This window comes from Streptomyces sp. MK37H, from assembly GCF_018035285.1.
Lineage (GTDB): Bacteria > Actinomycetota > Actinomycetes > Streptomycetales > Streptomycetaceae > Streptomyces > Streptomyces endocoffeicus.
The window spans coordinates 1-16,093 of the sequence record NZ_JAAAYH010000201.1; the positions used below are offsets into that span (position 1 = coordinate 1).

The 16,093-nt window shown below is 67.7% G+C and carries 8 protein-coding genes and 1 pseudogene; 6 read left to right on the forward strand and 3 right to left on the reverse strand.

Going from position 1 to position 16,093, the window contains the following annotated elements:
• From GWI24_RS25515 to GWI24_RS25525, 3 genes are all read right to left on the reverse strand, one after another.
• The coding region (locus GWI24_RS25515; RefSeq protein WP_210948251.1) for a TIGR02680 family protein at window positions 1–4,029 on the reverse strand (4,029 nt) is incomplete at its 3' end.
• On the reverse strand, window positions 4,026–5,291 hold the full coding sequence (locus GWI24_RS25520; RefSeq protein WP_210948252.1) for a TIGR02678 family protein: 1,266 nt from the start codon (window positions 5,289–5,291) through the stop codon (window positions 4,026–4,028). The genes GWI24_RS25515 and GWI24_RS25520, both read right to left, overlap by 4 nt.
• On the reverse strand, window positions 5,288–6,886 hold the full coding sequence (locus tag GWI24_RS25525) for a TIGR02677 family protein (RefSeq protein ID WP_210948253.1): 1,599 nt from the start codon (window positions 6,884–6,886) through the stop codon (window positions 5,288–5,290). The genes GWI24_RS25520 and GWI24_RS25525 overlap by 4 nt, the downstream gene beginning before the upstream one ends.
• A gap of 690 nt (window positions 6,887–7,576) precedes the next feature.
• Here GWI24_RS25525 and GWI24_RS25530 point away from each other — a divergent pair.
• The 6 genes and pseudogenes from GWI24_RS25530 (at window position 7,577) to GWI24_RS25555 (ending at window position 15,900) form a co-directional block, all read left to right on the forward strand.
• Window positions 7,577–7,846: a hypothetical protein gene (locus tag GWI24_RS25530; protein ID WP_210948254.1), complete on the forward strand. Its 270-nt coding sequence runs from the start codon at window positions 7,577–7,579 to the stop codon at window positions 7,844–7,846.
• Window positions 7,839–8,474 carry a DUF6879 family protein gene (locus GWI24_RS25535; protein ID WP_210948255.1) on the forward strand — a complete coding sequence of 212 codons (636 nt, stop codon included), beginning with the start codon at window positions 7,839–7,841 and terminating at the stop codon, window positions 8,472–8,474. The genes GWI24_RS25530 and GWI24_RS25535 overlap by 8 nt, the downstream gene beginning before the upstream one ends.
• A 220-nt stretch (window positions 8,475–8,694) precedes the next feature.
• Complete coding sequence (locus GWI24_RS25540) at window positions 8,695–10,089, forward strand: AAA family ATPase (protein WP_374103338.1); 1,395 nt, start codon at window positions 8,695–8,697, stop codon at window positions 10,087–10,089.
• Between the two features lie 466 nt (window positions 10,090–10,555).
• The gene (locus GWI24_RS25545; RefSeq protein WP_210948256.1) at window positions 10,556–12,625 is read left to right on the forward strand and encodes a class I SAM-dependent DNA methyltransferase; all 2,070 of its coding nucleotides are present in this window, start codon (window positions 10,556–10,558) and stop codon (window positions 12,623–12,625) included.
• 765 nt (window positions 12,626–13,390) lie between these two features.
• Window positions 13,391–14,209 (forward strand): hypothetical protein, encoded by an 819-nt coding sequence (locus tag GWI24_RS25550; RefSeq protein WP_210948257.1) that lies wholly within the window; start codon window positions 13,391–13,393, stop codon window positions 14,207–14,209.
• 78 nt (window positions 14,210–14,287) lie between these two features.
• A pseudogene (locus GWI24_RS25555) lies at window positions 14,288–15,900 on the forward strand (ISAzo13 family transposase).
• Window positions 15,901–16,093 lie beyond the last annotated feature (193 nt).

Consider the following 16,093-nt stretch of genomic DNA (forward strand, 5'->3'; position numbering starts at 1 on the left):
CCGTGCCCGCTCGGCGCCGTCCCACTGCCAGCGGGTCACCAGGACCGCGTCGATGTCGTCGACGCGGGAGAGCTGCGCGATGGCGATGCCGGGTACTTGCGGGTAGCAGGCCCATTCACGCTCGCTGGTCATCACCACGTCCAGGTCGAAGGCATGGAGCAGGCCCAGGCACTTGGCGCGGGAGTCGTCGTCGACGCCGGCGAAGGCTTCGTCCAGGGTGACCAGGCGCGGGGCGTGTGGAGCGGCGGTGGCGTAGTGAGCGGAGGCGGCGGCGAACAGGGGTACGGAGACGGCCAGGACGCGTTCGCCGCCGGAGGCGGGCCCGGTGGCGGGCACCCAGGCGCCGTGCTGGTGGCGTTCGATGCCGAATTCGTGCCAGGCGCGGTAGTCGAGCGCGGTGGTGAGCACTTCCAGCCAGCTGCCGGTGGCGTTTTCGGCCTGCGCGCGGGCGATCTGGGCTTGCAGGAACTCGCCGACCGCCGCCCGGTCCTCGGCCGCCCAGGCGTCGGCGGACTGGCGCAGCCGCGCCCGCGCCTGTGCCAGTCCGGCCGGTGCCTTGCGGGAGGGCCGCCACATCAGGCGCAGCTTCATGCCGGTGGAGGTGGGTCGCTGCTCGAGTTCGGTGTTCATAGCGCGTACCTGGCGCTCGGCGGTGTCGATCAGCTCCTGGAGGGTGCCGGCGACCTCGGTCAGCAGGTGGGTTTCCAGGATTTCGCGTTCGTGCGCCGACAGTATGCGGGTCAGCTCCTGGACCTCGGTGGCCAGGGCCCCGGCCAGTTCGGGCACGGCCCGCCCGTGGCCCTGGTAGACGAGGTCGACGATCATCCCGTCCTCGGTCATGCGCGCCGTGGCGCTGTGGCCGCCCCGGGAGAGGACGTCCTGGAGCTTCTTGTACTCCTCGCTGAGCCGCTTCTGCACGCGTTCCCAGGCGCCCTCGGAGTCGTCCGTACCGGACAGTGCCGCCTCGATCGCTCGGGCGAGCGCGATCGCCGGGGTGGCGGCCCAGGAGCCGCCGTCCAGCGGCGGTACGGGAGCCTCGGGCAGGGCGACGGTCAGCAGGCCGGTGGCCGCGAACCGCTGGAGCGCGGCGATGGCCTCGGCGCGCGTGGCCGCCGCTTCATGGACGTCCTTGCCCAGCTGCTCGATACGGCCCTCGGCGCGGCCGGCGCGGCGGTCCGCGGCGGAGTACTCGTGACGGGCCTGCTTCTGGTCCCGCTGGCACGTGGCGAGGGCACCCGCGGTTTCGGCCAGACGGCGCTCCAGCTCGGCGACGGCCGCGCCGACGGTCGAACGGAGAGTGGTGTGGTGTTCGTCCGCGGCGGCGGCGAGCCGGGCCGCCTCGGCCATACGCTGGTCCAGTTCGGCCACCCGTTCCCCGGCCCGGCCGGCTTCCGCCTGCTCGTCGGCGACAGTGCGTCGCGCCTCGGCCCGGTCGCGCAGGGCCGGCCACAGGGCGGCGAGGGCGGCCGTGTGGTCGGCCAGGGCCTGGCGGACGGCTGTGAGGGCCGGTCGGTCGGCGGGCAGGTTCACGGCGTCGGCCGTCTCGGTCAGTGCGGTGGTCGCTTCGGCCTCGCGGCGGGTCGCCTCGGTGAGTTCGGCCGCGCGTTCCTCCTGGCGGGTGCGGGCCCGGTGGGCGGCGTCCGCCGCCGCGGCGGCCACCGCGTGGGCGTGGCGCAGGGGGGCGTCGTCGGGGACGGCGGCCAGTTCGGCGTCCAGGGTGCGGCGGCGCGCGGCCACCGTGGCGCGTTCGGCTTCACGGCGTGCCGTGCTGTCGGCCAGAGCATCCAGTTCGCCGCGCAGGGTGGCGATCCGGGCGCGGCGTGCTTCCTCGCGGGCGCCTTCACCCACGTACACGGCCGCTTCCTTCGACCAGCTGCCGGTCAGCGCGCCGATGCGGAAGTGACCGTCCGCCGCCACCCACGTGCCGGGCGCCCCGGTATCCCCGAGACCGATGGCCGCCAGGAGAGCGGACACGGCCGGTTCACCGACCTGCGTGGCCCGGGGATCGCCGTGGTCGACGGCGGGCCGCAGCGCGTCGGCGAGGACGGAGTCGGCCCGTGACGCATGCGAAGGCAGCGGGGATAGCAGCACGTCGTGCCCGGTCGCCTCCAGCATGGTGCCGTCCGGGCACACCCACGCGTCCAGGAGCCCGGACGCCTCCAACGCCGCCTCCAGCCCCGCCCGTTCGCCCGGAGTGACGTGGTCGTGGAAGTCGACCAGCCTCCACAGAGGCGCTCCGGGAGTCCGGTCGCGCAGGCCCGGGGTACGGGTGCGGGGCGCCTCCGGTCCGTGCTGGCCACCGGCCTCCAGCTCCGCCAGCTCCCTTCTCGTCGCGGTGCGCCGCTCGGCCAGTTCGGCCAGCCGCTGGCCGAGTGCGGCGGCCCGGTCGGCCAGGTCCGCGGCCTGCTCGCGGTGGGCTGCCGCGGTCTGCTCCCGGGCGGGGCTGGGGCCGTGCAGATGCGTGCTCCAGTCGTGCAGCGCGTCCAGGAGCCCCGTCGGGTCGGGAAGGTCCAGTTCCGTGCACCGGTCGAGGTGTTCGCGTACGGCACCCACCAGGTCTTGGCCTGCCTGTGTGGCGGACGCCTCCGCCTGGGCCTGGCGTTCGGCGGTGTGGGCGGCCTCGGTCTGGGCCTCGTCCAGGCGGCGGGCGACGGCCCGCCGTTCGCCGGCGGCCTGCTCGGCCCCCGCGGCCAGCTCCTCCACGTGGTCGAGGGTGCGCCTCCTGCGTGCCACCGACTCCTCGGCCGCGTGGCGCAGTTCCGCCTCCGGGACCGTGTCGTGGGTGCTGAGCACGTCGTCGAGCCGGGCCGCTCTGGCCGTCTCCCGTGCTTGGCTCAGCGTGCTCCCGACTCGCTGCTCGGCCGCTGACAGCCGCCCTTCGGCGCTCGTCAGGCGGCCGAGGGCGCGGGAGTTCGCCTGGGCGGCCTGGTCCCGGTCCGCCTCCGCCCGTGCCCGCTCGCCAGCGGTGCGCCGCGCATCGGCCGCCGCCTGCTCCAGCTCCCGGGCGCTGCGCATCTCCGGCCCCGCTCGCAGCGCGGCGTCCTGGGCCGTCAGCCGCACGGCCGTCTCCTCCAGCCGGGCGATCCGCTCCGCGGCCTCCGCCCGTTGCCGCTCGGCCTCCTCCCGCTCGGTCCGCGCCTGGGACAGGTCGCGGTGCAGCTGTTCGTAGCGGGCGTGTTCGCTGCGCGGCAGCCGGGCCCGTCGGCGGGTGGCCACGCGGGCGTAGCGGCGGTAGTGGTCGAGGAAGGCGGAGGCGGCCCGTTCCGCCTCACTGGCCGCTCGCAGTTCCTCCTTCTCCTCGTCCAGGGAGCGGAACGCCTCGGCCACATCGGCGATCACCGCCTGGTCCATGGGCGGCAGCGCCTCGGTCAGCGCGCGGGACAGCGCCGTCTCGTTCGGGCGCTTGGACAGCTGGGGCTGGCGCAGCTGGATGAGCAGGTCGACCAGGGCGGCGTAGCGCCGCTCACCGAGCCCGAACAGCGCCTCGTCAACCGCCCTGCGGTACGCCTTCGCCTGGTCGTGGACCATGCCGCGGCCGGCGATGGCCTCGGCCAAGCGATCCCGCGACAGCGCGGTGCCGGTGGCGTCGAGCAGGGTCAGCTCCTCACCGACGCGCTGGTCGGTGACCGCGTACCAGTGGCGGGCGATGCCGCGGCCCGTTACCGCTTTCAGCCCGCACAGCAGCGTGCGGAAGTGGGCCCGGCCCGAGTCCTGGTCACGGCGGCCGAATTCGATCCAGGTGTAGCCGAGCCGCTCCGGGTGCGGGTGCCGGCCGCCGAGCAGCAGGTTCCACTCCATGCGCTTGCCCGGGTCGGCATCGGGTTCCACCCGACGGGCGGACAGGTCGCCGTCCAGGAGGAAGGGCAGGGTCAGGGCGAGCACCTTGGACTTGCCGGTGCCGTTGTTACCGCGCAGCAGCAGGCGGCCGTCACGGAACCAGAACTCCTCCGTGTCGTAGTGGAAAAGGTCGACCAGGCCGATGCGCAGCGGCTGCCACCGGCCGGGTGTCGGGTCGGGCAGGGCGGTCACGACTGCGGCGCCTTTCGCTTGGGTGTGCGGGGTGTGCGAGGAGCACGGGGTGTGCGGGAGGAAGCCTGTCCCGGTTCCGTCACGACGGCCTCGCCGACCGCGTACCGCGCGAGCGCGGGCAGCGGGACGATGCCCTTCGGGGTGGCGGCGACCAGGCCGAGCGCGGTGAGCCTCTCCAGCGCCTGGCCGACCAGCTCCGCCTCCGCGCCGGGCTGCTTGGCGCTCTTCGACCAGAACGCACCGTGTTCGGCCGCCAGCTCCTGAACCTTGCGTTCGAGGTCGGCGCGGCTCACCTCGCCGTCCATGGCCGCCAGGTGTTCGGCGAGCAGCAGGGTGACGTGCCCGTGCGTGCCCTGCTCCGGCATCCGTACGTCGGTCAGATCGTCGTGCGGGTCGACCATGGCGATACCCTCGGCCCGCACCTCGGGAACCAAGCCGGTCAGTTCCGTGATGCGGGCGGTGAGGAAGGCGCGCTGGCGGGTCAGGTAGCCGAGTTCCTCGTCGGTCAGCTCCTCGTAGTACAGCACCGGGTCGTCCAGCAGCCTCCGGGTCAGCCGCTGGCGGATCGCGCGGAACCGGAGCTCGTCGCTGTCCAGCGCGCTCTCGGCGGTCAGCTCGGCCAGCCGGTCCTCGAAGTCCTCGGTGATGATCGTCGACGGGCCCCGGCGGGCGGCCAGCAGCCCGGCCAGGACGCGCCGCTGCACGTCGTAGAGCACGTCGCCGCTACCGCTGACGTATGCCTCCTCCTCGCCGGCCACCCGCCGCAGCACCCCATGGCGCAGCAGCAGCCGCACCACCGCCGCCAGGTCCAGGCGTTCGTCGCGGCGCTCCATGGTGAACTCCACCCCGGCGGCGGCCAGGTGGGGATCGGCGGCGTCCAGCACCACCTGCTCGGCCAGGCGGCCCAGGGCGATCTGCGCCTCACCCCGCTCCAGCGCGGCCAGCGCCAGACACAGCAGCACATACCGGCGGCGCGTGAACGCGGCGCGGCCACGGGACGCCTCGCGCGCCGGATGGGTGGGATCGGCCAAGGTGCCGGGCGTCCGGGCCAGCCGGGCAGCCTCCGTGTCCACTCGCAGTGACCAGCCGGTGTTGCGGTCGAACCAGTCGCGCAGCTCCGAGGCGTGCTGCCGCACCAGCCGGAACTCGTCCGCGTGCGGGCCCTGCGCCAGCAACAGCGGCTCTTTCAACAAGGTCCGGGCCGCCTTGTGCACCTCTGCCGTCCGCCGACCGTCCAGCACCTCGCCCAGGGGCGTGGTCATGGTTCCCCCTCAATCGTCTCGGCCGGTGTGTGTCCCGCGCGGCCGGGCCGGGTGAGGTCGGTGATCTCGATCAGGTGGTCGGGGCCGCGGAAGGTCCCGCCCGGCGTACGGATTTCGGCCGTCGTCCCGTCGGCGAGGGCCGTCAGCCGGATCTCCATCGAGCCGTCGTTGCTGGTCGCCACCGTGTTCGTCATGCCGGGCCGCCATGTGGCCAGGGCATCGCCGAGCAGCTGCAAGAACAGCCCGAAGGCCACCGGGTCGAGTTCTCCCAGCGCGGACAACCGTATGGTGTCGTCCGTCGCGAGCCGGGCACGGGCGGCGGCGATCTCCTCCGCCTGCCTGGCGGCGATCTCGGCGAGCCGGTGTCGCTGCTCGGAGCGGTCCTGCACCCGGCGGGCCCGCCCGCGGCGTTCGTAGCTGCCCGTACGGCGCAGTTGCGGGCTGATCCGCAGCGGCTCGGCCTCGGCCCACGACGTGGAGGCGGGCACCGGGCGGGCCGTGCGCTCGGCCAGGGTATCGGCGTCCACGGTCAGATGACGCGCGGAGTACAGACCGAAGGCGGCGCGCCACAGCCGGTGCCGCGCCTCGTCGTCCGGGGCCTCGGCGAACCAGCGGGCCAGGGTACGGAAGTCCGCGGACCGATCCGAACGCCCGGCCCGCCGCTCGTTCAACTGCCTGACAACCGCGAGGAGTTGCGGGATCGCCCCGAGGGCCCGCCCGCGCAGCAGCCGGGCCTGCGACTCACGGCCGTCCGCGGAGATAAACCAGGCGGTGAGCCCCGACCACTTCGCCGCCCACCGCTCATACGCCTGCTCCTCGGCGCTTTCGGCGTCCTCAGGCGCGGCATCGGCCGCCTCACGGGCCGCCGCCAGCCGCAGCAGCACACCGGCCCGCCCGTCCTGCTCCAACTCGCCGATGAGCACCGCGATCCGCCCGCCCAGCGTGATCAGGTCCTGGATGAACCGCTCCAGGTACTGGATCAGCCGGTCCTTGTAGGCGAGGAACACCTCGACCTCCACCCCGTGCAGATCCATGGTGCGCTGCAGCGACCCCATGAACGCCCGCGCGTTCTCCGCCAGCGCCTCGAACCGGCCCGTCAGCGCCGACAGCGCCAGATGCGCCTTCGCCGCGTCCGGCCCGCCCTCCTCCCGCTCAGCCGCGATCACCAGAAGGGCCCGCAGCTGCGTGACGATGTCGTGCAGCGCCACCGCCTGCAGCGCACCGCGCCGCCCCAGCGCCTCGTCGTACACCGACAACGCCTGCTCGGCGGCCTCCCCGGCCTGGGTGAGCTGGTAGATGAACCGCTTGCGGTAGAAGTCCTCGACCGCGGTGACCCGGGAGGTGTCCGGATCCGCCCGCAGATTGCCCCACTCCACGAGGCTGTCCAGAGCCTTCACCACCGCGTCCAGATCCGTCGGCCGGTGCTCCGGCGGCAGCGCGGCGTGCACGTCCTCGGGCCGCAGATGCACCGCGAACCGCTCCTTCGCCGCGAGGAACGCACGCATCACCTGACGGTACAAAGCCGCGTTCGGCACGGTCAGATGGATGAACGGCGCGTGCTCGCTGCCGCGCGGACCGGAAGCTGGTGACGTCATCGTCCCGGCATTCTTCCCGACACGTACACCGGGGCGGAAATCCCCGCCGCGGGGATTGACAGGACGCCCTGCCGGCCGCTTACGCGTCACACCCCGCATGCGCAGAGCGACCGGTCGCTTGCAGACCACACCGACCTCCCACCGAGAGCACGATGACACGACGTACCTCTTCGGCAGCCGGCTCCGCCCCCAGAAACATCGCCGGCCACGAAGAAAACCGTACGGCGCACCACTGACAGACCCGGCGAACGCGGCACGACCGCCGCCACGTGCGGGAGGTGAGGGCGCGGCTCGCGCGTGGCCAGATCCTGCTAACGGTGACCCCGGCTGCCGCACAGCGCGGCGAGGTTCTCGATGACGGTGACGCGTCCGCCGCACAGTGCCACGGCGCGCACGAGCCAGGCCGGGGGCAGACGTCTGGACCTTTCCGAAGAAGGCCGTAGCTGTGTGGGTTCCGGGCATCACGACAGCGTTGCGGGGTTGCGGGACCTGAGAAGGCAAGCTCCTCGGCCTCACGGGGGGAGGCGACGGCTGACGCGGCACCACGTTCACCCTCGCCGCTGTCGGTGTCGTCGTTCCTGATGTCGGCCATCCACGTGGCGACCGTGGGGCGACCCCCTCACCTATGGGTGTGTCCCTGGATACAGTGGGTAGCCACAGCGTGCTCGACCACCTCGACCGGAGGCAGACATGGCCCGTGTCTGGGAGGCCGACCCGTCCGCGTTATTCGAGCGTCGGCTGGGGAAGTCGGCCGAAGAGCTCGGGAACTCCGATGGCAACGACGAGTGTCCGGACATCTGGCAGCTCGACAACGGTGATGTGGCTGTGATCGGCAGGGATCTGACAGCCGTCTACGGCCCCCGCTTGCCGCAGGGTGTGAACCTCGCTCCGGATGAGCGGCTGGTCGTCATCCCGGGGAACATGCTCAGCGCGGCCAAGAAGGACATCTCCGATGCTTGATCTCCTCGCCCCCGTTCTCGTTCCCGAGCAGGGCGATCGGCTCACCCGCGCCGCCTACAAGCAGGACTTCCGGCAACGGGAGGACGCGGTCCGTAACGGGAGTTCCTGGAAGCTGGAGCGCCGACAGCACTTCGAGGAGCAGGGCAGTCCGAGCCGGGACGCCCTGCGCCGGGGTGACTGGGATGAGGCGATTCGGCTCCTCGCCGACCGGCGCGACACCTTGGCCGCGGCCGCTCAGGAGGACGAGCGCAGGGAGTATGCCTTTCACCGCGTGCGGGTGGTCGAGAGGCCACTGACGCCGTATGTGCAGTGGGAACTCCACTCCCAGCGGCAGCGTGCGGAGTACGGGCAGCGAATCAGGGTCGTCCCCGCCGAACAGGTGGCCGCCTCGGAGGACACCGCCCCGCTTCCGGAAGTGGTTGTGCTGGGCGGCCGCGTTCTCTTCCAAGTCCTGTACACCGACGCGGGGGTTGCGGACGGCGCGATCCGCTACACCGACCGTGACCTTGTCGAACGCTGGGAGAACTACATCAAGGCGCTCTACGCGGTGGGTGAAGAGGTGATCTCCTACTTCGACCGTGAGGTGGCGCACCTTGAGCCGCCGACGCTGAACGCGGGAAGGGAGTAGGCCGATCGCATCGCCAGGCGGACAAGACGAGCACTTCGGCAGCTCTCACTCCGAGCTGTCGGGATCCTCACGTGACGTCGTCCAGGCGAGAAGTGTGCACGGAGGCATCCACTTCCATGCGCAGGGCACACCGGACCCGGGGAGCTCCTCCAGCCCCGTCCCACGCCAGTTACCGGCCGACGTGGGCGGATTCGTCAACCGAACCGATGAGCTTGGCCAGTTGAATGCCGTCCTCACCAGCGAGGACGGCGGTCCGCTTGTCGTCTCGGTATACGTGATCGCCGGCACCGCCGGCGCCGGAAAGACATCGTTGGCACTGCGCTGGGCACACCAGGTCCGGGAGCGTTTCCCGGATGGTCAGCTGTACGCCAATCTGCGCGGCTACGACCCCGGAGAGCCGGTCGCGGCACGCGAGGCCCTGCACCGCTTGCTGACCTCGCTCGGTGTCCCGGCCGAAGCCGTACCGCAGGATCTCGACGCGGCCGCCGCGTTGTACCGCTCGTTGCTGGCCGACCGCCGGGTACTGGTCGTCCTGGACAACGCGGCCACCGTCGGCCAGGTCAGGCCGTTGCTGCCGGGGAGCGCGCACAGCCTGGTGCTGGTCACCAGCCGCAGCCGCCTGTCCGGTCTCGCCGTCCGTGATGGAGCTCGCCGACTCACGCTCGGTGTGCTGCCAGAGCCGGAGGCGGTTGCCCTGCTGCGCGTCGTCACCGCGGGATACCGGCCGGTCGATGACGAACGACAGCTCGCCGAATTGGCCCGGCTGTGCGCACGACTTCCGCTCGCTCTGCGGATAGCCGCGGAACGCGCCGCCAGTCATCCCCACCTACGGCTGGACGACCTGATCGCCGAACTACGCGACGAATCGGCCCTCTGGGACGCCCTGAGCACGGGCGATGACGAGGAAGCCGAAGCCGTCCGCACCGTCTTCGCGTGGTCCTATCGAGCCCTGTCCGAGCAGGCCGCCCGCCTGTTCCGCCTGCTCGGCCTGCATCCCGGACCCGAGTTCGGGCTGCGGGCCGCAGCGGCCCTGGCAGGGTCGACCAGCATCAGCCGGTCCCGGCAACTGCTGGACTCTCTGGTCGGCGCACACCTCCTGGAACAGACCGCCCCGGACCGCTACCAGTTCCATGACCTTCTGCGCGCCTACGCCATCGACCAGGCCCAGCACGAGGAGCCGCCGGCCGAGCGGGAGGCAGCTCTGCGCCGCGTGCTGGAGTGGTACCTGCACACCGCCGATGCCGCGCAGGGCTGGATCAACCCCGCTGAGGACCGTGTGACCCTCACACCTGCCCCGGATGACGTCAGCCCGCTGACGTTCTCCGAATACGACGCTGCCGTGGACTGGGCCGAGCGGGAGCACGACAACCTCCTCCAGGCCGTCCCTACGGCGGCCGACGCCGGGCAGGACCGACTGGCGTGGCAGCTGGCCACAGTCCTGTGGAACGCCCAGTTCCCTTCCGTCTCAGGCACAAGCTGGCCGGCCGTGGGCCGCATCGGGCTGGAGGCGGCCGAACGGCTGGGAGAACGCGCCGCACAAGGCGGGCCTGTATTCCCGCCTTGTCCGCGGGAACAGGGCGGGAAGTGGGAGCGAACCTTGCGGGGCCTCGCGTAGATGCGGAGCAGCTTTGGTTCGGCGGCCCCGACTTAATCGACGGGCTTACTCGTCACCAAACACGTCGACCAGCAAGCAGGACAGCGCCGAGGCTGGCACCCACGGCCGACAGTGCCCACAGCTCCGGATACTGTGTACTGTTCGGCATCCGAGAGGTCAGTTGGCAGATGGTCAAGTACGCAGGCTGCACGATCCACCGACCGCCCAGAGGCGTGCGCCGCTCAGCGACCGTCAGGTACCATCCGATCACGCAGCGTACCCAATAGCGCTGCATAGGCTTCCGGGCCGCGATCAGAAAGCGATCAACCAGCGCTGCAGTGAGATGAGTCCTCGGCGATCTTCCTTGGAATTCACATCAAGCGGTACTCCCTCACCCTCGCCGCGCAACCTCAGAAGCTAACCTATCGTGGTTGCTCGCTCCTGCTAGCGCGGCGACAGTGTCGGAGCGAGGAGAGGAGTTGCTGTCATGGGCAGGGCGAGGAGCATTGTCGACGAGCGCACCCTTGCTGGTTGGTTCAGTTCGCCTACCGAATCGCGGGCCGTACGGCTTGCGGCGGAGGGGAAGAAACCAGTCTTCTTCTATGCTGACGTTGAAGAGCATGTTCAGGACCCGCAAACGGGTGTTACCAAGCGTTGTGACGTAACTCTTCGTTCGCGTACTCGCCCAATTGCTACGGTAGAGATGAAAAGGCCAGAGGTAGCTGCGGCCGACTCTCCTGCGTTGCAAAATGATTCCTGGTCGAAGGCGGTAGGGAGAGGGCTCCCCTACTTCCTTACTGCGAATTTCCGTGAAATCTTGGTCTGGGAAACATCGAAAGGGCCAGATCAAAGAACTCCGTTGATTCAGTTTACGCTCGCGCCTGGCCTCACGCACTCTTCAATTGCACCGAAACGGCGTATTGAGATGAGTGAGAACTGGGTCAAATTCCTGGACGAGTTCTCGGAACTTCTCCTCGAAAAGGAGAGGCGGGAAAAGGGGCCTCGCAAGCTTCCACCCCAGGTGCTTGAGCTCAAAGAAGTGATCCACGAGGCTGCTGAGGAAGCGGCTGAGCGAATTCAGGCGGCTGTGGAGAATGAAGGTTTTCGCCAAAAGGCATTGGATGCCTTCAGACTTCAGTTCGGCGTCGAAACATCACTTAACCCCCATGGCCCTAAGGGCAGGCTGCTCGCCGAATCACTGCAAGTCGCTACCATCGCCACGTTCGTCGTCGCGACTCGCCTGATGCTGTATCAAGCCTTGGCGAATTCGACTCGTCCCGATGGTTCGAGTTTTGGTCTCGACCTTCTGGATATTACGAGGACGACTGGAGATCCACGACGGGTATTCAGTGACCTTGCGGGCCTCTATGAGCATGCTCAAAGGAAAACAGGCGACTTTGAAACACAGTTCTCTCCGGGTGAGCTAGATGACATTGTATTCGTCGACGCCTCAACCACGCGTAGGGACGTCGGCTCTCTCTGGGGGAAAATAATCGATGTAGTTCAAGGGGCTGATTGGCAGGCTCCTGTCACCTACGTTCCAGGCCTTTACGAGTCGCTGCTTGACGATGAACACCGGCACGTTATGGGCGTGCACTACACGCCGGACCCTGTGGTCGAGCTTATTACTGCCTATGCGATCCAGGACCCGGCTGATGTGGTTCTCGATCCTGCGTCTGGTGCTGGCACCTTCGTGACCATGTGCTACGAGAGGAAGAAGGCGCTAGGCTCAACACACGAGCAGGCATTGGCTGAAGTCTATGCGGTTGAGTTGGCACAATTCGCTGCATCGCTGACTGGCTTCAACCTGACTTTGGCGGACACGTCGGCTTCTTCTGCCTACCCGCGAGTCTTTCGAACGGACTTCTTCCAGACGTATCCAGGCGAGCACAGCGGGCTAGAACTACCGGACGCGGGTCCGGTACTTTACCCCCAGCAGGTCAATGCTGTCGTAGGTAATCCTCCTTATATCCGCTTCGAGAATCGTCTTCCTGAAGAGCGCGAGGAAGTCTTTAGGTTCCTCCAGAAGCATTTCGCCAAGACTCAAACGGCGTACCCTAATTTCACGGGTAAGGCCGATATTTGGGCGTTCTTCGTGGCTGGAGCGCACATGTATCTGAGGCCGGGGGGACGCCTTGGCTTTGTGGTTTCCTGGAACCTGCTGGCCTCGGAGTATGGCGACGCCGTTATTACCTTTCTGGCCCGATACTTCAAGATCCATGCGCTTATTGACAGTCGAGTTGAGCGATGGTTTGCCGCCAAACAGAATACTGTAATCATCCTTGCAGAGAAGGTCGCTGACCCCGCAGCAAAGCTGTCGCATCAGACGAATCCCAGCGTTCCTAACGATCATCAGGTGCGATTCGTCAGACTCAAGCGGCCTGTTGACGAACTCGTTAGCTCGGAGCTGCCGAGGGGGAAGAGAGCGGAAGATCTTGTCGATGAGATCCTCTCTACCGAGCAGGATGCTGGGGGCGATCTTCGGTGGGACATTCGAATTTTCGAGCAAAAGGCGCTGCTTGAAACAGAGTCTTCGAGAGACGGATTTGGTGAATGAGTGATGGCTGGGACCCCGGATTTTAAGGCTCTCGGTGCGAGTTCGGCCTTTCCGCACAAGCTTTTTTCGTCGTGGGGGGCATGTCTTGTAGAGCCGCCCGCCATTGGCCTGCTCCGTCGTAAGGCGGGGAGTAAGCTCGTGAGGCTTGGTCAACTGGCAGCTCCTAAATCTGGTATTCCGACGCGAGTTGTCGGATATTTCTGTGTTGAAGAAATCACAGACCCGCAAGTCATCACACGCATGGGGCTTCGTTCTCAGCGTGATCGCTCTCGCCTTTGCGTAATCCGTGATGGCCGCGGAGCAGTTCATTTGCTCGAACGTGCTGCATTGAAGCCGATGGTTCGTCGGCCTGGGGAGCTTGCGGGCAAAATCTCGGTATCGGTAGCGGATACGAGCCCTTGGCTCATGCTCTACCTCGACCAGACAGTAGATGAGTTGGAGGCTCGGCGGTGGGCGCACACGCTCACGTACATCAGGTACGGTGAGGTTCAAGACTTCCCGGCTAAAGAGGGAAGTCGGCGTGCTGGTGGTGTACCTGCTGAGCGTCCTCAAGTGCGGGTGCGGCCAGTCTGGTTTCAGGTTCCTAAAATCCCGACTGGCCCGGGACGAGTTTGTTGGCTCAAGGGGAGAGGCGATAGACATTATGCACCCACCCTTGAAGCGGACATCTTGATTCCAGATAACTTCTTGTATTCGGCGCCGCCACCATCTCTGTCAGTACCCCAGGCCTTTGCTGCTGTCGCTAACTTGACCTGGACGAATTTGATGGCAGAGGTATACGGACGCCGCGGTGGGGGCGACGGTGTGCTTCAGACCTACATCCGTGAGCTCAGCCAAATGCCGATCCTGGACCCGACGCTTTTTACGCGTACGCAAGCGGAGGATCTTGCTGAGCTATTCAGTTCGGTAGCTTCGCGACCCACTTTGTCGACTGATGAGGAACTACGTCAGCCGGACCGTCAAGCGCTCGACGGGTGGGCCATGAAGTACATGTTTGGGGACGAGGCCGACATTGCAGGGCGTGCTGTAGAAAGGGCCCTGCGAGACTTGGTGATGGAACGTACGCAGCGGACTGTCAGCGGGCGTGAGCAGCAGCAGAAGGCAGTGAGGCGGACGGTCTTTGACCCTGCACCGCTAGCGGCTCGGGTTCTGATGGACTGTGGAGTACAGCCGAGACTGGGTGACTTTCTCCAGGAAATCTTGGGCCCGGCCCTGGAAGTACACGTGCCAGCGCATGAAGATCTGCCCGCAAGACTTGGTGACTCCCTAATCGACCAGGGCCACGTCTTGGTTGGTGACCGACCGCTGATCACGGGCCTAGATGATGCTCACGCAGCAGCAATTGTTGCTTTGCTTACTTCGGAGCCGCGGTTCTCAGGGACGGTGGAACTTCCCCTTGATCAGGATGCAATGCAGGCGGCTGTAAAGCAGTGGGGGAAGCGCTGGCGGGAGTGGAAGCGCGACATCGAGAAATCCATAAAAGAGGTGCTTCCTAAGGCATCTCAAGTTCAGCGAAGGGTGCTGGTGGCTAGGGAGTTGGAGGAGCGAGCCGGTCTTCTTCCGCAGATACTCCTGTCGGAGTGATGGTTGCGTTAAGCGCCTAACTAAGGGCTTGCAGGGAATCAAGGTGTTGCTTCCCGTCCTGGGGATCGTTGGTGTGGTATGCGCATCCCGGACGAGACATGTGACCAACTCGGTGTGAAGCTCGCGGTGTTGCTGCCGGACTGGGACGAGCGGCAGCGGCGGTTGTTGATGGCCGCGGAGGCGCGTGCTCTGGGTCATGGCGGTGTTCGGGCCGTCGCGCGGGTGGCCGCGGTCAGCGAGACCACGGTCCGCAAAGGTGTGTTCGAGCTGGAGGCCGGTGAGGCGCCGCTGGGGCGGGTGCGACGTCCGGTGGAGGCCGCAAGCGGGTCGTGGATCTGGATCCGGGGCTGCGGTCGGCGCTGTTGGCGCTGTTGGAGCCGGATGTGCGGGGTGATCCGATGTCGCCGCTGCGGTGGACGGTGAAGTCGACCCGCACGCTCGCGCGGGAGCTGACCTGGGCCGGACACCGGGTCAGTGCCGACACCGTCGCCGGTCTGCTGCGCGAGGAGGGCTTCAGTCTGCAGGCCAACGCCAAGACCATCGAGGGCAGCCAGCATCCGGACCGGGATGCCCAGTTCCGTTATCTCAACGAGCAGGCCCGAGAGCACCGGGACACCGGCCAGCCCGTCATCAACGTCGACACCAAGAAGAAGGAGCTCGTCGGCGAGTTCAAGAACAGCGGACGACAGTGGCGGCCCGCGGCTGATCCAGTGCGGGTGAACGTCCACGACTTCGCCGACCCGCAACTGGGCAAGGCCGTCCCCTACGGCATCTACGATCTCGCGGCGAACACCGGCTGGGTCAACGTCGGCACCGACCACGACACCGCCGCGTTCGCGGTGGAATCGATCCGCCGCTGGTGGCGCGACCAGGGCCGGAACACCTACCCAGGCGCAATACAACTTCTGATCACCGCGGACGCGGGCGGCTCCAACGGCTACCGCACCCGGGCCTGGAAAATCGAATTGGCTACGCTCGCCGCGGAAACGGGGCTGACCATCACCGTGTGTCATCTGCCGCCGGGCACTTCGAAGTGGAACAAGATCGAACACCGCCTCTTCTCCCACATCACCATGAACTGGCGCAGTCGTCCGCTGACCAGCCACGAAGTCATCGTCCAGTCGATCGCGGCGACCACCACCCGCACCGGCCTGCGCGTGAGGGCAGAGCTCGACACCAACACCTATGCGACGGGAGTCCACATCGGTGACGCGGACATGGCCGTCCTGCCACTGACCTGGCACGCCTTCCACGGCGACTGGAACTACGCCCTGCACCCGCAGCCATGCCCGGCCATTCCAGCGGCCAGGGCCCCGCAGACGCCGGCCCCAGAATGGGACCAGGCCCTGCTGTCCGACCCCACACTGACCGGAATGTCCCCACAGCAACTGGCCGACCTGACAGAGACTTTGGCACCGGACGGCGATACCCAGCGCGGCCGCCCGCCCCGGCTCGCCTTCCCCGACCAGGTCCTGGCCACCGTGCTCCACCTACGGGTCGCCCTGGCCGCGGAACTCGACAGCAGCCGGACTGCCATGCATCGCACCCTGCTGAAGATCAGGGGACTACTCAAGGCGCAGAGCATCGTCATCGTGCCGGCGTCCACCCCGCCCACCGCCCTCACAGCCCTCCAGGCTGTGGTTCGAGCCCAGACCGACAACCTCAACAGCATGATCAAGACGACGTGTTAATGATCTGCAAGCCCTTAGTGCCAGATGCTCGGGTTTCTGATCGCTTTGCGCCATGGGCACCAGGGCCATGCGTCTTTGGTGGGGTGACGCGGAGCTACGCAGAAGTGATGGCCACTTGCTCTGGAAGCCCTTGACCTTCCCAACACGCCATGATTAGCAAGACGGCGCCCATTTCGGTGTGCGCGGGGCGGGC